Here is a 26,499-nt window from a genome sequence, read left to right on the forward strand (position 1 = left end):
TGTTCGGGAGGGTATCGATTTGCCGGAATTGCCAGAGGTCGAAACAGTCAGACGCAGCTTGGAAGCATTGGTCGTCGACAAAACGATTGAGGATGTCACGGTCAACCTTCCCCGGATGATTCGCACTCCCGATGATGTGGAGTCATTCAGGCACATGCTCAGGGGGCAAAGGATTGAACGTGTGGGACGCCGCGGCAAGTTTTTGCTGATTGAATTGGGGTTTTACACATTGGTTTCCCATCTCCGGATGGAAGGTCGCTACGGTCTTTACCGGACAGAAGAACCTGTCGAGAAACATACGCATGTCATCTTTCACTTTACGGACGGAACGGAACTTCGGTACCGGGATGTAAGGCAGTTCGGCACGTTTGACCTGCTTCCCAATGGGGAACTGTCAGCCGTTCCAGGTCTTCGCAAGATGGGACCGGAACCGTTGGAACCTGACTTCACACCGGAGACCCTGCGGCAGGGACTGAGGAAGCGAACGGGCAAAATCAAGACTCTGCTGCTTGACCAGAATCTGGTTGCGGGAATCGGGAATATCTATGCGGATGAAGCGTTGTTTGAAGCGGGAATTCATCCGGAATGCATCGGCCGGAAACTGACAAAAGAAGAATGCAAGCGGCTGCATAAGGCGATTGTGGACGTACTGACCGCTTCGGTCGAGTTGGGCGGCTCTTCCATCAAGTCTTATGTCAGCGGCCGCGGACAACCGGGGGAGTTTCAATTTCGGTTGAAGGTCTATGGAAAGGACAAGTCCCCCTGCCCAAGCTGCGGAACTGTGATAGAGAAAATACGCGTCGGGGGGCGGGGCACCCATTTCTGTCCCCATTGCCAGCCCAAAAAACAAAGCAGAAAACAGGCTTAAAAATTCACTCGACAAGCCCTTCCCACATACACAGTACTATGCCCCTTTAGAGGCAACTTTGCGTCTGACGCTTAGTTGTTCACTATACGGGGGCCCCGAAAAACCGTATGGGGGTGGGCTGGTGGAATTTATCTCTCTGTTTATCCTGGCGTTTGCCGTAAGTCTGGATGGGTTTGGAGTCGGAATCACCTACGGCCTGCGTGGCATACGTTTTCCCTGGTGGTCGCTTGGGGTTGTAACAGTACTTTCGGCAACGGTGATTCTTGTGTCCATGGGAATCGGGCATATCTTTGCCGCGGTACTGTCTCCGAACGGCGCGAAGCTGGCGGGTGCCGGCATCCTGATATTGATTGGCATCTGGGCCATTTATCAGTTGTTTGCAAAAAGGGAGGATGAAGGTGGGAGTGGATTGCCGGGGGCGGCAGGAGCAAGGATTTTTAAATTGGAATTGAAAAAACTGGGTCTTGTCATTCAAATACTGAAGACTCCGGCTGTGGCCGATATGGACCGTTCCGGTTCCATCAGTTCCGGTGAAGCAATGCTGCTGGGGCTTGCTTTGTCCATGGATGCGTTTGGAGCGGGAATCGGCGCTTCTATGATTGGCTGTTCTGCTTTGCTGACAGCGGTAACCATCTCTTTTATGAGTTTGCTGTTTATTGGTATAGGATTGAAAATTGGACATAAATATGCAGAGACAGGGTTGGTCCGGCGGATCGCGTACCTGCCGGGGCTCATCCTGATCGCCATTGGATTTGCAAAGATGTTCTCCTGAGGAGTTCTGATAATGATTGTCGGATTAACTGGTGGAATCGCAACGGGTAAGAGTACGGTGTCCCAAATGTTCAGGGAACTGGGGGCACCGATTGTAGATGCAGATGTGATCGCACGGACGGTGGTAGAGCCGGGGCGTCCGGCGTGGCGTGATATCGTCTCCCATTTCGGTGAGGACATCCTGCTTTCCGACCGCACAATTGACCGCCCGAAACTGGGCGGCATTGTGTTTTCCAATGCAGCGGAAAGAGACAAGCTCAACCGGATTGTCCATCCGCGGGTCCGGAAGGAAGCCGGCAGGCAGGTGGCCGAATATTTGCGGAAAGACCCGAATCGTCCCGTGATTCAAGACGTGCCGCTGTTGATTGAGACAGGCCTTTATCGGCAGATGGACAAGGTGATTCTTGTCTATGTGGACGAACAGACTCAATTGCACCGTCTGATGGAACGGGACGGCGTGTCCGAAAAGGAAGCCATGAAGCGGATCCGTGCCCAAATGCCAATTGAAGACAAGAAGTCTTATGCCGATTATGTGATTGACAATCGGGGCGGTTTGGATCAGACCCGCCGGCAAGTTATGCGGATCTGGGAGGAGTTGAGGTCACTCACGTGAAAAAAAGGTATGTGCTGATCGGTACGGTGCTGGTGATTCTGGTGACTATGGCTGCTTCCAAGCCAATCCTTCGTTGGATGTATCCGCTGTATCACTACCGGATCATTGAACAAAGCGCTTCCAGTTTCAATGTGGATCCCATGCTGGTAGCCGCCATCATACGGGTGGAAAGCAAATTCAAGGAAGATGATGTGTCCCGTGCCGGCGCCATTGGGTTAATGCAGTTGATGCCGCAGACTGCGGAGTGGATTGCGGAACAAAGCGGTCTTGCCTATGACAACCCTGACGATTTGGCCCAGCCGCAAATTAACATCCGGCTCGGGAGTTGGTATATCGCGTACCTGGAGCAGCGGTTCAACGGCAACCGTATCGCTGCCATTGCCGCATATAATTCGGGGCCCAGCCGGGTGGACAAATGGTTGAAAAACGGAACCTGGGACGGCACACTGGAACATCTCGACCAGGTTCCGGTCGGGGAAACCCGCCATTATGTGCAGCGGGTTCTTTATAACTTTCAGCGATACAAAGAAATTTATTCTTAGGGTATTTCTTATCCAATTCACCTTGGGAAGGGAATTTCCTTTTGGCTGCCTGGGCATAACAAACGGGAAGGAGGGAATCGGATTTGGCTTTTCAGGAATGGACCAAATCGATGCGGCTGCTTCTTTGGATTGGAGTTATGTTTACACTGGCATCTTCCCTTTCATCAGCGTTTGTCAACGTCTTTCTATGGAAACAAACCAAGAGCATAGTTTGGCTGGCTGTCTTCAACGGATTGCAGTATACAGTGATGCCGTTCGTTTTTTTCTTGGCTAGCCGATTTAACAAAATCCACAGGGAAGTGTATTTGCGAATAGGAATTCTTTTGCATGCCTTGTTTTATGCTTTGGTTTTGTGGAAAGGAAGCCAGGCAAGCCCTTATTGGATGGGGCTTTTGTTAGGATCGGGCGCAGGTTTCTATTGGTACGGATACAATCTGTTGTCATTAAGGGAAACGGATACCAAATTGCGCGGGGAGTTTGGAAGTTGGACCGGAATGCTAAGCTCGCTGGCGACGATGGCAGCTCCATTGCTATCGGGCTTCCTGATCGCTTCCGTCAGGGAAATCGGATACCCTCTCGTTTTTTCCTTGTCGCTGGCCTTTTTTGCATGGGCATTTCTTATCAGCCAGCGGCTTGTCACCAATGAGGAATCCGAGCTGCCGGCACCGATTTTTTGCCGTCGGCATCCCAACTGGAACCGGGTTTTGCTGGGAAATTTTTTTCAGGGAATTCGGGAAGGGGTGTTTGTTTTTTTTGCCTCCATTATGGTGGTGATGGCCACAGGAAGCGAATGGGCATTGGGCAAATTTACTGCGGTGAACGCCCTGTTCTCGACCGTTTCTTTTTTTGCGGTGGGGAAATTGCTGCGGTGGTATTGGTATAACGAGTCCATGCTGATCGGTTCCTTTGTGTCCACAGGGGCGATTGCCCTGTTTCTGTTTGGACAGAACTATCGGACGATCATGCTGTATGGCATTATAACGGCGATTTTTACGCCTTTTTTTCTCGTTCCATTTGCCGCCAGGGTTTTTCATGTAATTGACGAGGCGCATGAGCGCTATGAAAGGGAATATGTGGTTGAGCGTGAAATCGTACTGAATGGAGGAAGGGTTCTCAGTATCATTGCTTTCATTTCCACCTATCGTTTTCTGCCAAGGGAATGGATTGCAACCTATCTGCTGCTTGTCGGATCCATGCAGATCCTGGCGGTGCTGATCCTGAGAAATGTGGGATTCAGGCTGAAGAAAAGCTTTTGACGAAGCAAATTCCTGAAGTTAGAGCGAATATTTGAGGAAGCTTTTCTTGACAGCAGGAAAGTATAAGTTTTGGTTGTAATCAGGATACCAAAAACTTATACTTTCCAAGCTGTTAAAAAAATCTTCGAAGAGTTGTAAAATGGAAAGAAAAGTTTGCAGAGGGTGACATGCATGACCCAATCTACGGCGGCAGAAAGATTGGAGGAACTTAGGCGGAAACCTGTGTATCGCAGACAGTATTCCGCTTTATTGACCGACCTGTACCAACTGACCATGATGTATGGCTATTACAAATCCGGCAAGATGAACCAGCATGCCGTATTTGATCTGTTCTACCGGAAAAATCCTTGCGATAACGGATTTGCGCTGGCGGCAGGGTTGGAAGAGGTGGTGATCTTCCTGACAGGACTAAAGTTCGAAGAGGAAGATATCGCTTATCTTCGCTCTCTGAATCTGTTTGACGAAGCGTTCCTGGATGAGTTGAAACGATTTCGCTTCACAGGCACCGTATATGCAGTGGAGGAAGGAACGGTGGTTTTTCCGAACATTCCTCTGATGCGGTTTGAAGGACCTATTTTTCAACTGCAGCTGGTTGAATCCGCCTGCTTGTCTTTCATTAACCATCAGACGCTAATTGCCACGAAGGCCGCCCGGATGGTTCAGGCCACCCGCGGTGATCTGTTTGACCATACGCATGAGTCGGTAGAGTTTGGGTTAAGAAGGGCCCAGAATGCGGATGCCGCGACATTCGGTTCCCGTGCGTCTTATATTGGAGGTTTTGCCGGTACCAGCAATTTGTATGCCGGACAAAATTTCGGGATTCCGGTGGTCGGCACCCAATCCCACAGCTGGATCCAAAGCTTCCCCAGTGAGTTGGAAGCGTTTCGGGCTTATGCGTCGACCTATCCCGACCGTACCACTCTTCTGGTGGATACATATGACACCCTGAAAAGCGGTGTCCCAAATGCAATACAAGTTGCACGTGAGCTGAGGGAACAAGGATATGAATTAAGAGCGATCCGACTGGATTCGGGAGATCTGGCCTGGTTATCGAAGGAATCCAGAAGGATGCTTGACAGCGCGGGGTTTTCCAATGTGAAAATTCTTGCATCGGGCGATCTGAATGAATATGTGGTGCGGGATCTGATGCTGCAGGGTGCGAGAATTGACACCTGGTGCTTTGGCACCGCTCTGATCACAGGCGATGATTGCCCTGCGCTGGGCGGCGTGTATAAGCTGGTGGCAGAAGAGGAAAACGGTGTTATGACACCCAAGATCAAGGTATCGGAAAACCCGGAGAAGATTACAAATCCGGGCTACAAGAGAGCGGTTCGCCTGTATCTGGAAGACGGCATGGCTACCGCCGATCTGATCATGCTGGCTGAGGAGCAGTTGGATCCTTCTGAGCCGCTGACCCTTTTTCACCCGATTCATACCTATAAACGGAAAACAATCCGCAATTTCAAAATGGAAGAATTGTTGGTGCCCATTCTTGTGAAAGGGGAGATCGTCTATGAACTCCCGGAAGTGGAGCAGATTCGTAGGCGGGCCAAGACCCAACTCAATTCGTTTCCGCATGAAATCAAACGTCCCATTAATCCGCATGCCTATCATGTGGACTTGTCGGAAAAACTATGGAATCTCAAACAGAGGTTGCTGAAAGAAGCCCGTGCAAGCAAATAGCCAAACTGGAGGAGGAAGACAAATGAAATTCGTAGTGGCTCCCGATTCTTATAAGGGAAGCCTCACTGCCCGGGAAGCATGTGAAGCGATGGAGAAAGGGATTCGAAAAGTGGTGCCCGATGCAAATGTCATAAAGGTTCCGATGGCAGACGGGGGAGAAGGGACAGTACAGAGCCTGGTGGACGCCACGGGCGGCCGGATCCTGACCCATGCCGTGACCAATCCGATAGGGGAGAAGGTTACGGCGAAGTACGGAATCCTGGGGGACGGGGAAACGGCTGTGATTGAAATGGCGGAGGCCTCAGGGCTTTACCTCGTTCCGAAAGATCGCCGGAATCCCTTGCACACCACTACATTCGGCACGGGTGAATTGATTCGTGCTGCATTGGATCATGGTTGTCGAAAGTTCATCCTTGGGATAGGCGGCAGTGCGACCAACGACGGCGGGATCGGCATGGCGCAGGCGCTTGGTGTGAAGTTTCTGGATGATTCGGGAACTGATCTTCCCTTTGGCGGAGGTTCTTTGGGCCAATTGAGCCGAATAGACCTGGCGGGAATCGACCCGCGGCTGAAAGAATGTACTTTTACGGTAGCGTGTGACGTGGACAACCCGCTGACCGGTCCTCAGGGAGCCAGTCATGTGTTCGGACCGCAAAAAGGGGCTACCCCCGATATGATTCAAATCCTTGACCAAAACCTTCTCCATTATTCGCAAATTATCGAACGGGATTTGGGAAAATCCATCCGGGAGCTGCCCGGTGCAGGTGCTGCCGGCGGTTTGGGAGCCGGCATGGTTGCTTTCCTCGGTGCAGTGCTGAAAAGAGGAGTTGACATTGTAATCGAAGCTACCGGAATTGAGGAGAAGGTGGCAGGGGCTGACCTGGTTTTTTCCGGGGAGGGTCAGGTTGATTTCCAGACGGAACGGGGAAAAACGCCTTTTGGGGTGGCGAAGGTGGCGCAGCGGGCCGGGGTTCCCGTGATTCTGGTTGCAGGTTCCATCGGAGAAGGCGTCGAAATATTATACCAACATGGGGTGCAGAGTGTTTTTTCTATGGTCAACCGGCCGATGACTCTGGAAGAAGCAATGGAAAATGCCCATGTTCTTTTGGAAGCTGCCATTGAGAGAATAGTCCGTGCAAAATTTCACAACTATAAAGATTAAAAAATTTTTCAAAAAGTAATACGCAAGCGCTTTCATTCATGGTATATTATTTGCTGTAATGGTCAAGTCATCATATCACCTTATCAAACAGGAGGTAGACAGCATGCAACCGTGGACAAAAGTTGTTGATCCGTTTGGCAACATCTGGTTGTCAGCACTCGTCGCGGCTTTGCCGATCTTCGTTTTGGGCTACCTGTTGGCGGTCCGGAAGATGAAAGGCTATCTGGCGGCACTCATTACCATTGTTATTGCAACACTGATTGGTATTTTTATGTACGGGATTCCTTATAACAATTCCGTAGGCGCCGTGTTGGCAATGGACTTCCTGGGCGCGTTCAAAGGACTCTTCCCAATTTTTTATGTGGTGCTGTTTGGTGTGTTCCTCTACAACCTGACGGTGGAAGCAGGTCAATTTGAGATTATCAAATGGTCAATCGGGAAAGTATCGGATGACCAGAGGATTCAGGCCATCCTGATTGCATTCTGTTTCTCTGCCTTTATTGAAGGGGCGGCAGGTTTTGGAACACCGGTGGCCATCGCGGCTGCCATGATGATCGGGATGGGATTCCCGCCCGTTTATGCGGCAGGTCTGGCGCTTGTGGCAAATTCCGTACCGGTTGCTTACGGTTCCATAGGGATCCCGATTACAACCGCCGGATCAGTTACAGGACTTGATCCGAACCTGATTGGGGCAATGGCAGGTCGTCAGCTGCCGATTCTGACTCTTATCGTTCCTCTTTGGGTTGTCATGATCATGGGAGGATGGAAAGCGGCGAAAGGGGTGCTTCCGGCTGCTATCGTGGCGGGTGTATCTTTCGCGGCGGCCCAGTTCATATCATCCAACTACTTTAGCTACCAGATTACAGACTTGGCGGCGTCTTTCAGTTCTATCATCGCAATGGCCATTCTTCTGGTCTTCTGGAAACCGAAAGACAAGTGGACTTTTGAAGGGGCGCAAGTTCAACTGGCCAGTGACAAGAAATACACTGCAGGTCAAGTGGCGGTTGCCTGGTCTCCTTACGTAATCACAATGATTGTAATTTTTATATGGTCGGAAAAATGGTTCAAAGACCTGTTCCCGGCTTCCAAGGCGGGTCAGGCAGCACCTTGGTACGAAATCAAGTTTGCCGTTCCGGGACTTTATGCCAAAACGGGCGACACAGTATCCAATGTTGTTCACTCGATCAACTGGTTCACGGCCTCCGGTACTGCGATTCTGGTGGCCACTCTGCTGAGCGCGCTTGTGCTGATAGCATTTGCAAACTTCTCGTTTGCACGCTACCTCAAGACATTTGGCAATACCTGCAAGCAACTGGCGCTTCCTGCACTTTCCGTTGCATGCTTCCTTGCTTACGCGGAACTGAGCACAAGAACCGGTATGGGGGAAACGTTGGGGAAAGCACTCTCCTCCACTGGCGTCCTGTTCGCGTTCTTTGCGCCGATTATCGGCTTTATCGGGGTGTTCCTGACCGGTTCCGATACTTCCACGAACGCATTGTTCGGAAAACTGCAGCAAGTTGCAGCAAAAGAGGTTGGAATCAGCGATATTCTGGCTGTGTCCTCCAACTCCACCGGCGGTTGTGCCGCGAAGATGATCTCTCCGCAGTCGATTGCCGTGGGGGCGGGTGCCACCAACCAAGCGGGCCAGGAGGGGAACATTCTGCGCTTTACGTTCAAGCACAGTTTGATCTTCGTCGGTCTGATGGGTGTCATCTCCTGGCTGCAGGCTTACGTTTTCCCATGGATGGTACCGACACCGTAAAGAAAAACACCATGAAAGCACGGGATTGTTCCCGTGCTTTTTTCATCTTTTTGACTCCGGGAGGAAAGAACTGTACCATTAGATCGATCCATTCAGACAGATAGCACCGGGGAGGCCATCATGAACTATCGAGTTATCAAAGAAGACGATCTGTTTCTTGTTACGGATCCGCTTGGCAGCATCAAGGAAGGCAACGAAGAAGGCTTTGGACTGTTTACCAAAGACACCCGGTTTCTTAGCCGGTTTGAAGTTACGGTTGAGAATCTCGACATGATTTTGTTGTCGTCTCATGCGGCGGAGAATTATATCTCGACCATCCGTCTGACCAATAAAGAAAAGTACATTGGCGAAGAAATCGGGGTATGGCGGGAATCGATCGAGATGGAACGCAAGCGTTTTATCGCTGAAGGTGTTCTCTATGAAACCGTCACATTCCGCAATCGGAATGCCTATCCGGTGGAATTGGAAGTGGCAATCCGGGTTGACGCCGATTTCAAGGATATGTTTGAAGTCCGGGGCTACAGGCAGGGACAGGGAGGAACCCTTCATCCGGTTGTTACGGACAGAAATTCGATACGCTTCTCTTACTCCGGAAGCGACCGATTGGAGCGGGCAACCGTCGTCAGGTTCGACCCTGCACCAAAGACAATATCCGGAAAGGAAGCGTTTTATTCGCTGACTGTTTCGCCATTTGGGACTGAAATACTGGAGCTTTCGGTGGTTCCGGAGATTAACGGACACGCCCCGCAGCCAAAAGACCGTGGGGAAGCCATTCACTGCCTGCAGCAGTCATATCAGCAGTGGGACAACGAATGCACTCAGATCGAAACTGACAATGATACATTCAATTCACTTGTCAACCGTTCCCTGAAAGACATTCGCGTACTGTTGACAGATGTGGGATTTGGAAGATTCCCGGTGGCGGGGTTGCCTATCTATTCGGTCCCCTTTGGACGCGACTCTCTGATCGCTGCTTTGCAGCTGTTTTCCTTCAACCCCGAGATTGCCAGGGGTACGCTGAAGACAATGGCAGCTTATCAGGGAACCAGAGTCGATCCGTGGCGGGATGAACAGCCGGGAAAAATCATGCACGAGATTCGGTACGGGGAATTGGCGAACTCGGGTGTGATCCCGTTTACTCCTTATTACGGCACGATTGATGCAACCCCTCTGTTTCTTGTGCTGGCGGCTGAATATTATCATTGGACCGGTGATGAGGAATTCATCAGACAGTTGCTTCCAAACATTGAACAGGCTCTCGATTGGATTGATTCGTTCGGAGACCGCGACAGCGACGGTTATGTGGAGTACCTGCAGGAAGCGGACAAAGGGTTTGCCAATCAAGGCTGGAAAGACTCAGTTGATTCGGTTGTCCACAAAAACGGGTCACTGGCGCAGCCGCCAATAGCACTGGCGGAGGTACAGGGATACGTATACGACGCAAAAATCAGGCTGGCTGTCCTGTTCGAACGTTTGGGCCGTCCTGACAAAGCAACGGAACTGCGGGAGTCTGCCGCACGATTGAAATCGAATTTCGCCAGGGACTTCTGGATGGAAGAGGAAGGGTATGTGGCGATTGCCCTTGATCATGAAAAGAAACAAGTGGAATCTGTCACATCCAATCCCGGGCACTGTCTTTGGTCCGGGCTGCTGACGGAAGAACAGGCGAGGAAGGTCGCAGACCGTCTGCTGGAACCTGATATGTTCTCCGGATGGGGGATTCGCACGATGAGCACCGAATCGACAGGCTACAATCCGGTGAGCTATCACAACGGTTCCGTTTGGCCGCATGACAACTCGATTTGTGTGTTGGGGCTTGCGAGGTACGGGTTTCACGACCATGCCAACCGGGTTATTGAAGGGCTTATAACCGCGTCCCGGCACTTTGAATATGACAGACTGCCCGAACTGTTCTGCGGCTACCCGAAAGAAGAAGGGTACCCGATTCCCTATCCGGTGGCCTGCTCGCCGCAAGCGTGGGCCGCCGGCACGCCGCTGGTGTTTATTCGGGTAATGCTTGGGATGGAGCCGGATGTGCCGTCCGGAATTGTCCGCCTGTCACCTTCCCTGCCACGGGGCATTCACCGGATGACGGTCAGGAATATGCGGGTAGGAGGCGGTACTCTCGACCTGCTTGTTCAACAAACGGATGACGGACAGACTACGCTCAAAGTAGTCAGCAATTCCACCGGTCTTCAAGTAGTTGCCGGTTAACCCAAACACCTGAAAAAAGCCGACAGCGAGCCTACATGTCAACGCTGTCGGTTTTTGCATGAGTGACCGGTTCCGTCTCCAATCGAATTCTTGCCATCAACCGCCAACAGATCAGGTACAGCAAACCGAGAACACCAATGGTAACTTGAACGGCTGTCTGATTTTGGAAATGGTCGTGCAGTGCCACGAATGCGGCTACACTTAGCAAACGCCCCAATCCAATCGGGATTTCCCTTGAAACGATGTAATCCACCCTGCGTTCCTGAGCTTGCGGGTCACGGCTGATGACCTCGAAGGTGATGGAATTGTAGGGGATCGAATAAAAGTTGGCAAATACTGTTACCCATAAGGTATAGAGGGTGAAGCCCGCCACATTGAAATGGAATGCCAATATCAAGTGTCCCAGCCCGACACCGATGGCCCCCGCAAGGAAGTATCGGATCCGGTTATGGGGCTGAACTCTTTTTCCCACATACACGGCCGCAAACAAACTGAGCAAACTGGCAGCTGTTGTATAGATGCCCATTTGAAATTCATCTTTCAGAATCCAGAATGCAACCAGTTGAAGCAGGAACCACATCACCCCATCATGCAGTCCGTAGACTCCGTTGGCCAGTTGCACGTTTCGCCAATCGTCTCCTCCGTTTTTCATCACGGAAAGGAGAGATCCTTTGGTCTTCTGTCCCCTTCCTGGCAGAAACACCGACAGCAGGCAAGCGGCAGCAAACAGTACCAGCGAAATGAGGAAGATGGTCCTGTAGCCTGCGATTGTGTCAAACCGGGTGATGATCCAGCCGGAGAGGAGGGGCGGCGCCATGTTTCCCATTGTGGAAACAAAGGAATACCATCCGAAGTACCGGGAACGGTTCCCGCTTTGACTATGATCATACGAGATTACATGGGTTGCAAGGGCGAAGAACGCAATCGCCGACCCGTGCAGAATGCCAAGCAGAATAAAATGGTCGCCGGCGCGCTCCTGCCAGTAGGCAATCAGAAAATAAAAGAACGCAAACATGCCCATTGCCATCCGCAAACACCAGACGGAATGGAGTCTGCGGCCAATCCAGCCGGCGGGAAACATCATCAGCATAATCGAGGCGCTCAGAGTCATATTAAAGTAAGCGATTGTCAGCAAGTCCTGGTTAACCTTCCACAAAAATACGTTGACAAATAATCCTGACAGAGAGGAGGCGGTTGAGACAAACAACTGAATCCACAAGAAAATGCGTAAATGGGTCGAAAGAGTGTGGGGGATGGTCGATTGCAAAATTTGGCCTCCCTGCATTGATGTTTGTGTGGCACTTCTTCTATCATATCGGGAAAGGTTCCGAAACGGAAGATGAAACAATTTACTGCTCAACTTTCGGAAAGTTGTTTTGAATTTAAACGGCAGTGTTGTTATAATGAGGGTAAATAAAAACTGAAAAGGTTTTCAGAAAAGGTTTTCAGCCGAGCGAAAGTAGGGAATGAGATGAAGATCAAAGCCAAAGACAGAAAACCAATCTATCCGTATGATGAATGGAAGATTGTTGAAGAGTCATTTGACGTGGAGACAAACCTCAGGGATGAAACCATATTTGCGGTCGGAAACGGCTATATCGGCATGCGGGGGAACTTTGAAGAGGGGTATAACGGTCCGGACAACTCCTCTGTTAACGGTACATATTTGAATGGTTTCTATGAATCAAAACCGATTGTATACGGTGAGGAAGCGTATGGGTATGCGGAAAAAAGCCAGACCATGCTGAATGTCACCGACAGCAAGATCATTCAATTGTATGTGGACGGTGAACCTCTGGACCTGTTCTCAGGCAAGCTGATTTCCTACAGGCGGACTCTTGATATGAAAGAAGGGGTCTTAACGCGTGATATGACCTGGGAATCAGGGACCGGAAAGCAGGTCCGTATCCGGATTCAAAGGTTTGCATGCCTTGCCCGGAAACACTTGGCTGTCATTTCCTATGAAGTCACGGCTTTGAATTTTGACGGGGAGATTGTGCTTGTTTCCGCACTGAATGGCGAAGTGCGAAACCAGGTTACCATGGGAGACCCGCGGGCGGGCGCGGCATTTGCCGGACAAGTGCTGATCACTGAAGGGAAGGATCAGGACGGGACGTTTGCAGCCCTGCGTCAGCGGACGAAGAATACCCGGTTTGCCCTTGTGTGCGGCATGGAAAACCAGTTGGAGACGGAAAACACTTTCCGCATGGAAGCGGATGCGCCGGAGCAAATGGTCAGGGTGAAATATACCGTTACAGCGCACCGGGAGCGGACGATTCGGCTTACAAAGTACATTTCCTACCACACCTCCAGGGACTATCCGGAGGAACAACTGCTTGCACTTTCCAAAGAAACCCTTTCGGAGGCAAGACAGCAGGGGTTTGATCGCTTGCGGGAAGAGCAAAGACAATTCCTCAAGGACTTCTGGTCCCGCAGCGACGTGGAAATCAAAGGAGACCTGGCTCTGCAGCAAAGCATCCGGTTTAATGTGTTTCATCTGCTTCAATCTGTTGGACGGGATGGGAAGACCAACATTGGAGCCAAGGGAATTACGGGCGAGGGCTATGAAGGGCATTACTTCTGGGATACGGAAACCTACATTTTTCCGTTTTTCCTTTATACCAATCCTGCGATCGGCAGACAGCTTCTGACCTATCGCTACAGCATCCTGGACAAGGCCAAAGAGCGCGCCAGAGTCATGTCGCAAAAAGGCGCCCTCTATGCATGGCGAACCATCGGCGGGGAAGAAACCTCCGCCTACTATCCGGCCGGAACCGCCCAGTATCATATCAACGCGGATATCATTTATGCGCTGAAAAAATACATGCATGCCACAGAGGACTTGGATTTCTTCATTGAAGCCGGTGCCGAAATGCTGTTTGAGACCGCAAGGCTGTGGGCGGATCTTGGAGACTATATCCCCCGGAAAGGGAACCGTTTCTGCATCAACGAGGTTACAGGCCCTGACGAATATACTGCCCTTGTCAACAATAACCTGTTTACAAACATGATGGCCAAGGATCATCTTGAATTTGCTTACCGCATGGCTCAATTCCTGAAAGAGAAACACGGGCAGGCGTTTCAGTCGATTGCCGGAAAAATTGGTCTGCAGGAAAGCGAAATCGCCGAGTGGAAGCGGGCTGCCGAGCATATGTACATCCCTTACGATGAAGAGTTGGGCATTCATCCCCAGGATGACTCGTTTCTCGACAGGGCGGTCTGGAATTTCGAAAACACTCCCCCGGACAAATACCCGCTGCTGTTGCACTATCATCCGTTGGTCATTTACCGCCGCCAGGTCTTAAAGCAGGCAGACGTGGTACTTGCTTTATTTCTGCAGGGGGACCGGTTTACCACTGCCGAGAAGAAACGCAATTATGACTATTATGAACCTATTACAACCCATGACTCTTCCTTGTCTCCGTGTATCTACAGCATTTTGGCGGCGGAACTCGGATATATTGACAAAGCTTACAATTACTTTATGTATACCGCCCGGATGGATTTGGACGATATTCATGACAACGTCAAGGACGGCATTCATACCGCTTCCATGGCGGGTACCTGGCTGTCCATTGTTCATGGGTTTGCCGGATTCCGGGAGTATCAAGGGGAGCTTTCCTTCCATCCGGTTGTACCCGAGAAGTGGGAGGGGTATCGTTTTAAGATCACTTTCAAGGGACGGGTAATTGACATTGATGTGACCAGGGACGCCGTAACTTATACACTGCTTTCCGGGCAACCGGTCACTCTTCAACATTTTCGTGAGGAAGTATCTCTGGCGCCGGGGAAATCCCAAACACGGAGTCTGAAGCCTAAACTGGAAGCGGTCATTTTCGATCTGGATGGTGTTATTACGGATACGGCCGAGTACCACTACCAAGCATGGAAGCAACTGGCGGATGAAATCGGTGTGCCCTTTGACCGTGAATTCAATGAGCAGTTGAAAGGCATAGGGCGTCTGGAGTCACTGGAGCTTATCCTGAGTCGTGGAGAATTGCAACTTACAGAAGCAGAGAAAATCGCTTTGGCTGACCGGAAGAACGAGAATTACAAACAATTGATTGAATCCATTTCACCGGACGACCTCTTGCCGGGCATCCTGACCCTTCTGAAGCAGCTCAGGGAAAACGGGGTAAAAATCGGATTGGCCTCTGCCAGCAAGAACGCGCCCGCCGTACTTGAGAAGCTGGGAATCACCCAATATTTTGACGCGATTGCGGATGCGTCAAAAATCAAAAAGGGAAAGCCGGATCCCGAAATCTTTCTGACGGCTGCCGACCTGTTGGGGGTTCCCTACCGGAACTGCATCGGCATAGAAGATGCGGAAGCGGGGATTGCCGCCATTAAGGAGGCACAAATGACAGCCGTTGGAGTAGGGAATCGGGAAACCCTGAAACATGCAGATTGGATTGTTGATACCACGGTAGAACTGACGTTTGAGCGGTTAGTGGAGATTAAGGGATAAATTGATTATAGTTGGAGGAGAGGACTCAATCGGCGTTGGCAGATGTCAATGCCGATTGCACGGGGAGGAAATGGTCGATGACAACCATCCATGATGTTGCAAAGAGAGCCAATGTTTCCATATCGACTGTTTCCAGGGTGTTGAACAACAGTCCGCTGGTAACCGCCGAGAAAAGGGAACGAGTCCTGGAAGCGATCCGGGAATTGGGGTACCAACCCAACGCCCTCGCACGCGGTCTTATCCATCGGCGGACACAGACCATCGGTGTATTGATTCCCGATGTATCGAACTTTTTCTTTGCCGAAGTGTTCCGCGGCATGGAGGATGTTGCCCATGCACGGGGCTGGAATGTGATGATTTGCAATACAGACGGCGATCCCAGACGGATGCTGAAATACATTGAAGTTCTTAGGGAAAAAAGGGTCGACGGCGTTATTTTCACCAGTGAACCCGTGTCGGAGGATTATTATCGGGCCTTGCTAAAACTGGAAGTACCTGTGGTGCTTGCCGCCACCACTTCCGGGTATGACTTTCCCTCGATCAAGGTGAATGACGAACAAGCGAGTTTTGAAGCCGCCAATTATTTGATTGAACAGGGACACAGAAATTTGGGCATGATTGCAGGGTCCAGCCACGATCCGATTGCCGGCGTGCCCCGGGTTGCAGGCTTTCGGAGGGCGTTGCAGGAGGCGGGAATCGCTGACATTGACAGACGGATTGTACACGGCGATTACAGGTTCGAAAGCGGGAAACAGGCGACAGAGGAGCTATTGGGACGTTTTCCGGAGATGACAGCCATATTTGCAGCAAGTGACGAAATGGCTCTGGGAATCATCAGTTACGCTTATGAAAGAGGGATTCGGGTACCGGAAGAACTGTCAGTAGTAGGGTTTGACAATGTCAAGATTGCTCAAATGTCCAATCCCCCGTTGACTACGGTGGCCCAGCCGCTCTACCAAATTGGTGAAAAAGCGGCTGATTGCCTGCTTGATATGATTACCAAAACGGTTGAACACAAGGGACTCCATTACCTCAAACACCAACTGATTGTTCGCGGAACGGTGAAGGAAATAAAACAATTGACGGATGAGCGCACCCTGAAGTAAAATCTTCGTAGATCCTGAAAACCTTTTCAAACTTCAAATTTTCGGTTGCCCTAATCAGGCAACTTCATTTTCATTTTGATTGAAAAGGTTTTCAGAATGTACTGAACTCAATTTGGGAAATATTTGGGGGTATGGATTTGTTTGTTAAGGAGGCCGTTATATGAGATGGCTGAAGCGTTACCGAATGGAAACCCTGTTGCTGGCTCCGCTCGTGATCTATATATTGGGCCTTACGGTGGTACCTGTACTTCGGGCAATTGTTATGGGGTTTCAAAAGAAAGGGACAGAAGAGTGGACCCTCGACAATTACAGATATCTTTTTTCCCGGCCTGAATTCTCGGATGCTTTTTGGAACACACTGATTATCACTGTTGTGGGGCTGTCGTTGCAGATCGCGATCGGATTGATTGTGGCCCTGTCTCTCAAGCACATTACAAAGGGGAAAGGAATCTTCCGGACATTGACGATGATTCCCATGGGTGTGCCGACACTGGTTTCAGGCGTCACGATGATCTACATATTTGCTACCAGCGGATATCTCAATGAGTTGCTCTATGATCTCAAGCTTTCGGAAGTGCCCATCGATTGGGCGGCAGGCGGTTTCAGCACGCTGATGATGATCGTGGTGGCAGACATGTGGAAGGTAATGCCAATTGTCGTGCTATTGCTGCTGGCTGGCCTGGAATCCATATCGGACGACGTATACGAAGCGGCAAAGGTGGATGGAGCAACTCCCTGGCAGACTTTCTGGCGAATCACACTGCCGCTGCTGCGCCCTTCCATCACAATGGCATTAATCCTGCGGGCGATTGACGCTTTTCGGATTTTTGAACTGCCGCTTGTCCTTGCGGGACGCAATACTCCCGTATTATCGACATATGCGTACACGGAGTACGGCACTTACAACAATCCTTACACTTCCGGTGCGGCTTCGACCATCCTGCTGTTAATGATTGTGGCATTCATCTTTCTTTACATGTTTGTGGTGGAACGCAAAGGCGGTGACGTGCAATGAGAGGAAGATGGCTGGCCTACCTGGTTCTGGTCATATTCACTTTCGTAATGATTGTTCCCGTTTACATCATGGTGAAAGTATCGCTGAGTGCGCCACAAGACGTCATGACACAGCATCCCCCCTATTGGATCGAGAATTTTACCTGGGAACATTGGAGCCGGATGTTTGAATCGGGTAATCTGTGGGAACCTTTGCGCAAAAGCCTGACTGTTGCAACCCTAACCACCCTGTTGGGGGTAGTGGCGGCAGCACCTGCCTCGTATGTAATTTCAAGAATGGGAAGAAAATGGAAATATACGTTTGTCCTGGGGCTGCTCTTTACCCGGATGTTTCCCGATGTGGGGATTGCACTTCCGATTGCCGTGAATTTTATCAAATGGAATTTGGTTGATACGGACCTTGGCTTGATCCTGGCCCACCTGATTCCCAACTTGCCTTTTCTGGCATGGATTCTGGTGGGGACCTTTGAAACGATTCCAAGAGATTTGGAACAGGCAGCCTATATTGACGGAGCATCCAGACTTGAGGCGTTGCGGAAGGTAGTGTTTCCGTTGGCTGCTCCGGGCATAGCGGTAGGAGCATTGTTCGTATGGTTGAATTCCTGGAACGAATTTACTTATGCGCTTTATCTTACAGTTTCCGAACGCACTCTGCCGCTGCAAACCTATTACTTCATTAATCGGGGCGACTGGTTCCAATCTGCATCCTACTCGGTGTTAATCACCATCCCGGTCGTCATCATTACCTTCTTCCTGCAGCGGTATTTGAAAGCAGGTTATCTCTCAGGGGCAGTAAAAGGATAGTGCAGTACTATTCTTCTGCGATATAAAGGCAAAAGCATTAAGGGGGCTTGACTGATGGACAAAAAATGGAAACGTGCGTTATCCGTCACCATGGGAGCCGCATTGACACTCTCACTGGTTGCCGGATGTGCCGGCGGCAAGAAAGAAGAGGGCCAACCGCAGCAAGGCGGCCAGGGAGGACAGAAGGTTCTCCGGGTGGCAATGGGTCTTGGCGAAGATGAATGGAAGGTAATGCGTTCCGATGTGATTCCAAAGTTTGAACAGGCGAACAACGTAAAAGTGGAAGCTGTTCAGGTCGAAGCAAAAGACGTAGTGGAAAAGCTGGCGGCCCAACAGAAAGCGAACAAAGTGGAAATTGACCTGATTACCCAGGACGTCAATGAACTGTATGCACTGGTTGACCGTGGCATTGTTGAAGATCTGAGCGCAAACAAAAACATTATTCCGGACACCGCCATCAAGGGCATGATAGAAGCGGGAACCTTTGAAAATAAACTCATGTTCCTCCCGTATCGCCCGAACGTGGAGATCGCTTTCTACAACGAGAAGAAGTTTCAGGATGCGGGTTTGACCCCGCCAAAGACCTGGGATGATCTGTTGAATGTGGCCAGAACCTTCAAGGACAAGGAAAAAGTCGGCCGCGTGGCGATCAAGGCCAACCTTGAAATCGACAATACGCTGCACATTTTTGATTTCGTCCGGGCTGCAGGCGGTGATCCTTATGTCCTGAACGACGAGGGCAGTGTAAAGGCGTTTACCTTCATGCAGCAGTTGTACCCTCACCTGTCTCCTGACAGCAAAAGAGCCAACTGGAACTTCATGAACCAGTTCCTTGCCACCGAATCTGTATACCTCGGCCAAAACTGGCCATTTGGCGTCAACAAGATTGTAAAAGAAGGCGGCAAGAAAGAGATCAAGGCGTACAGCGGATGGCGGGGGCCGGTTAAGGAATCCCACACACTCGGCGGGGAAGTCATCGGAATTCCAAAGGGATCCCCGAACAAAGACCTGGCTCTTAAGTTTGCCGAATATCTGATGTCGAAGGACGTTCAAGAAACCCTCGTGTCCAAGCTCGGATGGCCGTCTGTCCGGACAGACGCATACGGCAAAGTGGAGGATTGGCAGAAACCTTACTTCGAAGCGGTCAATTCCGCCCTGCAGTACGCTTCTCCCCGTGGCAACGTTCCTTACTGGCCAACTGTAAACCAGGCCATTCTGGATGCTTTCAAAGATATCGTCGTGGGCGGCAAGCCGGTAAAAGAAACGCTGGACATCTATGCGAAGAAAATCGCGGATGTAAAGAAATAAGCCGTAAAGTAGGAAAGAAAGGGCGAGAGCACCTTGCGGCTCCCGCCTTTTTTATGTTCGGCAAAAGAAATAGAGGGATATAATTCATATCCTCAACAGTTTTAAGATTGCTGAGTAAACATGAGTTGATAAAAGTGGACATCTTGCCACTCCCCAAACTTTAAGCCGACCTTCAAAAAGCCATGATTAACGCCACGACAAGAATGAACAGGAAACTGCCGAAAATAATTGGCAGTATATAGTTCTGATTCCGGGTGGGCAGGTTCGAGTCGGGACCCATTCCCGCAAGTCCTTCTTCGAGAGCAAATTCGAAATCTTCGACGTCGTAAACCTGCACGTCCAGGCCTGAATTTACAATCCTGTCCTGGAGGAAAGGATCCTCGGTCAGAATGGGTACATTCTCCTTCATGGCAAGCAGGATCAATTCGGTTTCGATCGGGTCAAACTCTTCACCGAAAGCGGCTGTATCCACCGTGTTTACTACTTGAACAGTGACGAACTCATTATAGACGACAGGCTTGCTGACCGACCATGGGGGGTGGCCGGCCAAGGTTGTTTTTTTGCGGACAAAGGGGTTGTCAAAAAAAGACACAAGCCGTTTAATATTGGAATGGATCGCTGCCTGCTCCTCTTCATCGGAAGAGAAATTCTCCTCCAGGAACAATCCCAATTCCTCAACTGCCGAAAGCGGCATCAGGAAACGTACGGGAACAGAGGGTTGCAGCAGTTCGCCATAGATTGCAAGAACTACCGGTTCCACCGCAAAGGACCGCATGGGTTTATTTCCTTCTGTATCTGTTTTTGTAGCTGCGAGCAGCCGAATCAATACCAAGATACCCGATAAAAATCAGGCCGTAAGCGAGCATTCCCATCACATAATAAGGCACCGGTTCATCCGCCCGCAATTTTGCCCCAAACAGCGCTGCGCCGAAGGCTGCGACCACCAGGGATATCAGAAATAGAATGATTTTTTGTTTGCGCATCCTGCCATCACCTTCCATAGGAAAATCATATCGGAATAAAACAGCTTTTTTCAATGAGTTTATAAACTCACATGAAGGAAATTGCCGTAAATTGACGAATATTGACTGGTAGATAAAAATGGGTTTCGGACTTGAGCATCAAATCCTGGTGAGAGGAGGTTTCTGCTTTGGATCGTGTCTTTTCAGACCGATACCGGCTGGAGGAACAGTTGGATGAAACTGACGGTGCAGTATTATTCAGCGCTCTTGATCAATCGTTTCCCCGCAAGGTATTCATAACCGTTTATTCCAAATGCGATCCTTCTTTCGTCAAACTCTTTCAGTCGCGTGCCCAATCTTTGGCCGGTCTTTCTCACCATCATATCATGAGCATCTATGACATGGAATGCATCGGGGATACCTGTTACCTGATTTCCGAGTACCGGGATTGTCTGACTTTGCGGGAGGCAATCGACTCGGATCTTCGTTTTTCCCTGGAAGAAGCAATGCTCATGTCGATGAACATCGCCCAGGCAATCGCCCATGCCCACCAGATGAACGTTGTGCACGGACATTTAACACCGGACTCGATTTGGCTGCAGGGAAGGGATATTAAAGTTGCCTTTCTGTCTCCCGGATGCTTTGACATCTGGGGGGACGCCCGGGAACAGGATGACCTTTTGGCGTTGGGAAAAGTGCTTAAAGATCTGTTTGCGGCTACGCCACCTCTATATAAACTGGAGGTACGAAGCAATATCAATGAAGTCATTGACCGATTGCTGGGAATTCGCGAACCTGCATACAGGAATGCGGCTGATGTCGCGTACGACTTGAAGATGATCATCTCTAAAGATGCCAATCCTCTCTATGGCGGGAATTCCGGCCATGAGGAAGAAGATACCCGTCCCTATGGGGTGACATCTGGTGAAATTCAAGCGCTGCTCGGCACCCAAAAGAAAAACCTGATTCAACAATCTTTCAGCAAACTCCGTTCGATTGTAATGTCCTATTTTGCGCTCTCCATGGGCATGTTGCTGCTTGGGGCTGCCGCATCCCTCTTCATGGCCAATCCGGACCCTGGCACAGAAAAGCTCAAGGCCACCATTGAGAATGTTCCGGTCAGTGTCGCGAAAGCGGAGTCGGAGTCAAGCAGCACGATTACCATCACCCCAACGGAGCCGATTGGAAACCTTGGCAAAGGAGTCAAGGCAACGCCGGATCTGGTGGGGTTGCAGAAGGCATCAGCGGAACAGCGCCTCTTATCTTTGGGGATACGGTATATTTATTATCTGGAGCCATCCGAGTACCCCACCGGAACTGTTTTTAAACAACTGCAGGAACCCGGTTCCCAAATTCATCCTGGAGAACGGGTGGTCTTCTATGTCAGTTCTGGGGTACAATAGAAACGAATCCAAGAAGGAGGCGTTTCGAATGTCCCAAAACGTGAAGGTGAGTATTGAATACTGCACCATGTGAAACTACTTGCCGAAAGCCGTCAGTGTGACGGAAGAACTGCTCGGTCAGTATACAAAGCAAATCAGCGGATTGACGCTGATCCCTTCCGGTGGCGGAGTCTTTGAAGTAATGGTGGGAGACAAACTCGTGTTCTCAAAGAAAGAACTGGGCCGTTTCCCGGATGAAGGAGAAGTTGCCAAACTGTTTGCCGCCAATATTTAATGGACCAATGAGAAAACCTTCTTTGGCAAAGGGTGCCAAAGAAGGTTTTTTGCTGTCAGCTATTCTTTTGGGTTAAGTAGACGGGCAAACAATCAGCCAGTTTTCTACTAAATACATGTACGCAGACAAGCGAAAAGGCACCAAAATCATTGTGATTAATCCGTACCATGAACCTGCAATGGAAAAGTACTGGATTCCGTCGATTGCGGAGTCTGCTCTTTTCGGAACCAAAATCGCCGATGATTTTTATCAGGTGAATATTGGCGGAGACATAGTGTTTATGAACGGCGTAATGAAACATTGGTTTGAAATGGAAGAACAATAGCCGGATTCTGCGATTGATCAACAATTTGTGCAGGAACATGTAAACAACTATAAACGGCTCAAGGCTCACGTCATGAAATATGACTGGGAAACGCTTGAAAAATCGTCCGGTCTCTCGAAAGAACGGATGTATGCGGACCGTTATGACGTATTGATGAATGATGAAGCCGCGGCTAAGTTAAATATCAATGAAGGGGATGCAATCGTAGTCTATAATCAGAATGGAATGTTTCAAGGCCGGGCCAAATTTGAAAATGTGAAACCAGGAAATAGTCAGGTCCATTGGTCAGAAGGAAATGTTCTGATTCCAAAAGGGGTTTATGTGCAGTACGTGGACATACGGGGATACAATACGGCGGTCATTGTGGAAAAAGCCGAAACTTATCACGCGTTAAAAGACACCCAGTATCTGGAAAAACGCATTGAAGAGCTTGAAGTGAACGTTGGATAACAGGCTATAATAAGGACCATATCGAGAACCTGCTCATGGAGGGGTTATGTGGAACACGGGGTCATTATTCTCGCGGGCCGCAAGTTGAATCGAATGGGTACCGATAAGGCACTGCTCGCGATCCAAGGTAAGACGGTAATTCAACGAATCCGTGACGAAATGGGCAAAGCGGTTTCAGGAATCGAAATCGCATTCGATGATAGGCCAGTTGCTCCATTTATCATAGTCACGAATGACCCGGATTCTTATCAATTTTTAGGTGAAAGGACAGTAAGGGACCGACACCCCGGGACTTGGTCCGCTTGCAGGAATACATGCTGGGCTTGAATCGTCTTCTTGTTCATGGAATCTGGTGGTAGCATGTGATATGCCGATGGTAACAGCCGAGGCAGGACGATTTCTGCTGGACCAGCTGCACGTAAGACGGGTTACGGAATCTGATTTTCCTGATGAAGTGGATACAAAACGTGTTTTCTGCAACTGAACCGACCGGATGAATGGCACCAGTTGCAAGATGGTTGGACACTTAAACAGATGTTACCCGACGGGATCGATCTCGTCGGGTATTTTATTTGCCTCGGATGAAAATGATTTTTTAGAAATTGATTATTGATAAATTTCTGAACATATAATACGATACATGTATACAAGGATACAAGAACACAGACTAAGAACCATACTCTTTTAAACAAGTTTGCTTCAGTAGAAAAAGGAGGACAAAGTATGTACGAAATGGATTGCGATGTGTTGGTTGTTGGAGGGGGGGTTACCGGTGTGGCTGCAGCAACAGCTGCCGCACGAACCGGAGCCAAGACCATTTTGCTTGAATCCAAGCCATTTGTCGGAGGGAATGCAACAACAGGTCTTTGTCTTCATAATTACATCACTAAGTTCGGGCGTCAGGTGGTATTTGGAATTGCACAAGAGATCGTCGACCGATTGATGAAAATGGGGGGAGCTGTGGGGCACATTCCATTCGGAGGATTTGTTCATTCGGTAACTCCTGTTGATGGAGAGATGTTTCGAATTCTTTCGACTCAGCTATTGGATGAAGCCGGGGTAACTGTCCTCTATGGAGTTAATGTTGTTGGTGCTGAAGCGGATAATGGTCATGTCAAAGGAGTACAGGTCGCTGCAAAGGGCGGAGTAAGAACAATCAGGGCTAAAACATACGTTGATGCCAGCGGGGATGCGGATCTTGCGGTCTTTGCCGGTGCGAAATACAGAAAAGGGGACAAAAAGACTGGTAAAATGCAGCCGGTTTCTATGTTACTCCGTTGCTATGGAGTTGATACCAGAGAAATTGCGAATGCGATAGCTGTTTCGAAACCGGCAGTGGCAACACGACCGGATTTTGCGGATCCATTTCCGGTATATTTCAACGGTTCATTTCGCCAATGGAACGATATTATACGCGAAAATGGGATTTTTCCCAATGATGATCATATGGTTTTCTTCAATACGGTTTGGCCCAATCAAATCAATGTGAATACTTCGGCGATCGCGGGTATTGATGGTACCGATCCACTGTCGTTATCGCACGCTACAGTTAAGTTGACACAGCATGTTGCTAAAATTGGGGAATTTTTAAAGGAATACGTACCCGGTTTTCAGAATTCTTATTACATTCCTGCAGCATTTGCGGGTGTCAGAGAAACACGCAATATCGAGGGGCTATATGAAATTTCTGATGAAGATGTCAACAGCGGACGCAAATTTCATGATACGATCGGACAGATTTGTTTTCCAGTAGACATTCACGATCCGGATACCGGTCAGGCCCGCTTTTATGAGATTGGAGACGATGGGGCATTCGATATTCCGTATCGTGCAATGATACCTAAGAGCTTGGAAAATATCATTGTGGCAGGCCGATGCATTTCGGCAACCTCCTATGCTCACGGTGCAACACGTAACATGGCTCCTTGTTTGGTGATGGGTGAAGGTGCGGGTGTAGCAGCTGCACTTGCTGCACAGCAAAAAGTGAGTATGCCTGAATTGGATGTAAAAAAACTTCAGGACACCCTTGAAGAACGTGGAGTTTTCCTTGGAGAGCGGGGCAAAAGAACTACTTTCACCTCTTAAGCAATTGACCGACGTATGTGAAAACATAACAGGGGCCATTCCTGTAATGAAAGAAGTAAGGGGGTTAGTCGCGTGAAAGACACTGGGTTATATGAAGAGAAAGACATTGCATTGGAACCTTTAAATGATTTTCATCCCTATGTACCTCTTAGTGAGGTCGTTTTTCAGACCCTAAAAGAGGCGATTTTAAAAGGTTCTTTGGAACCAGGCCTTTTGCTCAGTGAGAATAAGATCGCAGCAAAACTAAATGTCAGTCGGACCCCTGTCCGTGAAGCGCTTAGGCGCCTGGAACAGGAAAATATGGTTACAACGTTACCTGGAAGACGAATGATTGTTTCAATTCCAACGGTCCAAGATGTTGAAGAGATTTATGAAATTCGTTTGTTGGTAGAAACCGAAGCGCTGCGTCGAATTACCCCACAGCATGATTCGATTATCCGACAGTTGGAGCATTGCTTAAAAATCGCCGATACTCAACTGCAAACAAAGGATTCTATAGGATTGGGCACTACAAATTCCGAGTTTCACTCCATACTCGTTTCTGCTTTGAATAACCGTCGTTTAGTACAGTTGATTGACTCACTTCAGGATACCATAGTTCGTTATCGTTTCTATTCTTTAACAAATCACAAATGGGCGGAAGAATCCGAATCTGAGCATAGGGAAATCGTGGAGTGCTTGAAAAACGGGAATACGGAAGGAGCAATTCAGGTACTACGCAAGCATCTTATGACTGCGAAAGAAGTGTTAGTTTCAATTATCTCAGAAAATGCGTAATCTAAAATCCCGAGAGGAGGTGAAATTCCTCAACAGAAAAAGAAAGCGCTTACATCTAGTGCTTGATGGGTTTGCCAAAAACCGTGACTTGCATGTGAAAATTTGTTTTAGGGGGAGGAAATTACAATGTCAATTCCCGTCGAAAAGACAGAACAACCGCATTTAGCCCGTATTCCCTCAAGCTTCTGGGAATACATGATTTCGTTCGGGCCTGGAATCGTAATGGTTCTGAGTTGGTTGGGTGCAGGGGACTTGGTTGATATGTCAGTTTCTGGTGCCCACTATGGTTATGATCTTATGTGGGGTTTGGTTTTAGCCCTACTATTAAGATATATCTTGGTCAATGTAATTTCCAAATACGCACTGTGTAATGTTCATCAGGAAACAATTTTCCAAGGTTATAAACGATTAAATAAATATTTGCCTCTGTTTTTCGGTATAGCCAGTCTTATCTTGGCACATTTTTATGCAGCGTATCTAGTAAAAGGAGCCGGGGAAGCCCTTTGGCATCTTAGTAACGTCGGTAACACATTTGTCTGGTCGATCGTCGTAGTGATCGTTGTGATTGATAACATAAAAGTTGACCACGTGGAGGCACATTGACAACCAAAAAGTTGACCACCCCTACACCAAATTCCTGTACGCTGATTTT

Annotated in this window: 24 protein-coding genes and 1 pseudogene; 22 read left to right on the forward strand and 3 right to left on the reverse strand. The window is 49.3% G+C overall.

Going from position 1 to position 26,499, the window contains the following annotated elements; genetic code table 11:
• Positions 1-19: 19 nt before the first annotated feature.
• The 9 genes from mutM to EFBL_RS05795 all read left to right on the forward strand — a co-directional run bounded on the left by mutM (position 20) and on the right by EFBL_RS05795 (position 10,871).
• Entirely contained in the window at positions 20-868 is an 849-nt protein-coding gene (gene mutM, locus EFBL_RS05755; RefSeq protein WP_096181184.1) for a DNA-formamidopyrimidine glycosylase, read from the forward strand.
• A gap of 121 nt (positions 869-989) precedes the next feature.
• Positions 990-1,640 carry a sporulation membrane protein YtaF gene (gene ytaF, locus EFBL_RS05760; protein ID WP_231705693.1) on the forward strand — a complete coding sequence of 217 codons (651 nt, stop codon included), beginning with the start codon at positions 990-992 and terminating at the stop codon, positions 1,638-1,640.
• Between the two features lie 12 nt (positions 1,641-1,652).
• The gene (gene coaE, locus EFBL_RS05765; RefSeq protein WP_269432680.1) at positions 1,653-2,252 is read left to right on the forward strand and encodes a dephospho-CoA kinase; all 600 of its coding nucleotides are present in this window, start codon (positions 1,653-1,655) and stop codon (positions 2,250-2,252) included.
• Positions 2,249-2,794, forward strand: coding sequence for a lytic transglycosylase domain-containing protein (locus EFBL_RS05770; RefSeq protein ID WP_231705694.1), 546 nt, complete (start codon positions 2,249-2,251; stop codon positions 2,792-2,794). Before coaE ends, EFBL_RS05770 begins: the two co-directional genes overlap by 4 nt.
• An 83-nt stretch (positions 2,795-2,877) precedes the next feature.
• Positions 2,878-4,050, forward strand: coding sequence for an MFS transporter (locus tag EFBL_RS05775; RefSeq protein ID WP_096181186.1), 1,173 nt, complete (start codon positions 2,878-2,880; stop codon positions 4,048-4,050).
• Positions 4,051-4,221: 171 nt separating this feature from the next.
• On the forward strand, positions 4,222-5,733 hold the full coding sequence (locus EFBL_RS05780; RefSeq protein WP_096181187.1) for a nicotinate phosphoribosyltransferase: 1,512 nt from the start codon (positions 4,222-4,224) through the stop codon (positions 5,731-5,733).
• A gap of 22 nt (positions 5,734-5,755) precedes the next feature.
• Positions 5,756-6,895: a glycerate kinase gene (locus EFBL_RS05785; RefSeq protein ID WP_096181188.1), complete on the forward strand. Its 1,140-nt coding sequence runs from the start codon at positions 5,756-5,758 to the stop codon at positions 6,893-6,895.
• Positions 6,896-6,998: 103 nt separating this feature from the next.
• On the forward strand, positions 6,999-8,657 hold the full coding sequence (locus EFBL_RS05790) for an L-lactate permease (protein WP_096181189.1): 1,659 nt from the start codon (positions 6,999-7,001) through the stop codon (positions 8,655-8,657).
• Between the two features lie 120 nt (positions 8,658-8,777).
• Positions 8,778-10,871, forward strand: a complete 2,094-nt coding sequence (locus EFBL_RS05795) for an amylo-alpha-1,6-glucosidase (protein ID WP_096181190.1) — start codon at positions 8,778-8,780, stop codon at positions 10,869-10,871.
• A 31-nt stretch (positions 10,872-10,902) separates the two neighbouring features.
• Here the strand turns inward: EFBL_RS05795 and EFBL_RS05800 are convergent, their stop codons facing one another.
• On the reverse strand, positions 10,903-12,138 hold the full coding sequence (locus EFBL_RS05800) for an MFS transporter (protein WP_165912607.1): 1,236 nt from the start codon (positions 12,136-12,138) through the stop codon (positions 10,903-10,905).
• A 204-nt stretch (positions 12,139-12,342) separates the two neighbouring features.
• On the opposite strand from EFBL_RS05800, the gene pgmB reads away from it, so the two are divergent.
• From pgmB to EFBL_RS05825, 5 genes are all read left to right on the forward strand, one after another.
• Positions 12,343-15,339: a beta-phosphoglucomutase gene (gene pgmB / locus EFBL_RS05805; RefSeq protein ID WP_207907594.1), complete on the forward strand. Its 2,997-nt coding sequence runs from the start codon at positions 12,343-12,345 to the stop codon at positions 15,337-15,339.
• Between the two features lie 77 nt (positions 15,340-15,416).
• Positions 15,417-16,445 (forward strand): LacI family DNA-binding transcriptional regulator, encoded by a 1,029-nt coding sequence (locus EFBL_RS05810; protein WP_096181192.1) that lies wholly within the window; start codon positions 15,417-15,419, stop codon positions 16,443-16,445.
• A 160-nt stretch (positions 16,446-16,605) separates the two neighbouring features.
• Complete coding sequence (locus EFBL_RS05815) at positions 16,606-17,460, forward strand: carbohydrate ABC transporter permease (RefSeq protein ID WP_096181193.1); 855 nt, start codon at positions 16,606-16,608, stop codon at positions 17,458-17,460.
• Positions 17,457-18,263, forward strand: a complete 807-nt coding sequence (locus EFBL_RS05820) for a carbohydrate ABC transporter permease (RefSeq protein WP_096181194.1) — start codon at positions 17,457-17,459, stop codon at positions 18,261-18,263. The genes EFBL_RS05815 and EFBL_RS05820 overlap by 4 nt, the downstream gene beginning before the upstream one ends.
• Before the next feature lie 54 nt (positions 18,264-18,317).
• Positions 18,318-19,571, forward strand: a complete 1,254-nt coding sequence (locus EFBL_RS05825) for a sugar ABC transporter substrate-binding protein (RefSeq protein ID WP_096181195.1) — start codon at positions 18,318-18,320, stop codon at positions 19,569-19,571.
• A 172-nt stretch (positions 19,572-19,743) separates the two neighbouring features.
• Here EFBL_RS05825 and EFBL_RS05830 read toward each other — a convergent pair whose 3' ends face one another.
• Together EFBL_RS05830 and EFBL_RS05835 are read right to left on the reverse strand one after the other, a co-directional pair.
• Complete coding sequence (locus EFBL_RS05830) at positions 19,744-20,346, reverse strand: ADP-heptose synthase (RefSeq protein ID WP_096181196.1); 603 nt, start codon at positions 20,344-20,346, stop codon at positions 19,744-19,746.
• A 4-nt stretch (positions 20,347-20,350) separates the two neighbouring features.
• A complete protein-coding gene (locus EFBL_RS05835) occupies positions 20,351-20,554 on the reverse strand; it encodes a hypothetical protein (protein WP_096181197.1) in 204 nt (67 codons plus the stop codon).
• A gap of 167 nt (positions 20,555-20,721) precedes the next feature.
• Between EFBL_RS05835 and EFBL_RS05840 the strand changes: the two genes are divergently transcribed.
• The 8 genes and pseudogenes from EFBL_RS05840 to EFBL_RS05875 all read left to right on the forward strand — a co-directional run bounded on the left by EFBL_RS05840 (position 20,722) and on the right by EFBL_RS05875 (position 26,450).
• Positions 20,722-21,936 carry a protein kinase domain-containing protein gene (locus EFBL_RS05840; RefSeq protein ID WP_096181198.1) on the forward strand — a complete coding sequence of 405 codons (1,215 nt, stop codon included), beginning with the start codon at positions 20,722-20,724 and terminating at the stop codon, positions 21,934-21,936.
• A gap of 79 nt (positions 21,937-22,015) precedes the next feature.
• A complete protein-coding gene (locus EFBL_RS05845) occupies positions 22,016-22,210 on the forward strand; it encodes a SelT/SelW/SelH family protein (RefSeq protein WP_207907593.1) in 195 nt (64 codons plus the stop codon).
• Positions 22,211-22,294: 84 nt separating this feature from the next.
• Positions 22,295-22,985: pseudogene (locus EFBL_RS05850) on the forward strand (molybdopterin dinucleotide binding domain-containing protein); the annotation flags it as partial.
• A 48-nt stretch (positions 22,986-23,033) separates the two neighbouring features.
• A complete protein-coding gene (mobA, locus tag EFBL_RS21815) occupies positions 23,034-23,312 on the forward strand; it encodes a molybdenum cofactor guanylyltransferase (RefSeq protein WP_096181200.1) in 279 nt (92 codons plus the stop codon).
• Complete coding sequence (locus EFBL_RS21820) at positions 23,296-23,469, forward strand: hypothetical protein (protein WP_096181201.1); 174 nt, start codon at positions 23,296-23,298, stop codon at positions 23,467-23,469. Before mobA ends, EFBL_RS21820 begins: the two co-directional genes overlap by 17 nt.
• Before the next feature lie 239 nt (positions 23,470-23,708).
• Complete coding sequence (locus tag EFBL_RS05865; protein ID WP_096181202.1) at positions 23,709-25,070, forward strand: FAD-dependent oxidoreductase; 1,362 nt, start codon at positions 23,709-23,711, stop codon at positions 25,068-25,070.
• A gap of 72 nt (positions 25,071-25,142) precedes the next feature.
• Entirely contained in the window at positions 25,143-25,847 is a 705-nt protein-coding gene (locus EFBL_RS05870; protein ID WP_096181203.1) for a GntR family transcriptional regulator, read from the forward strand.
• A gap of 126 nt (positions 25,848-25,973) precedes the next feature.
• A complete protein-coding gene (locus EFBL_RS05875; protein WP_096181204.1) occupies positions 25,974-26,450 on the forward strand; it encodes a hypothetical protein in 477 nt (158 codons plus the stop codon).
• Positions 26,451-26,499: the final 49 nt, after the last annotated feature.

The organism is Effusibacillus lacus (assembly GCF_002335525.1).
In the GTDB taxonomy this organism is placed as follows: Bacteria; Bacillota; Bacilli; order Tumebacillales; family Effusibacillaceae; genus Effusibacillus; species Effusibacillus lacus.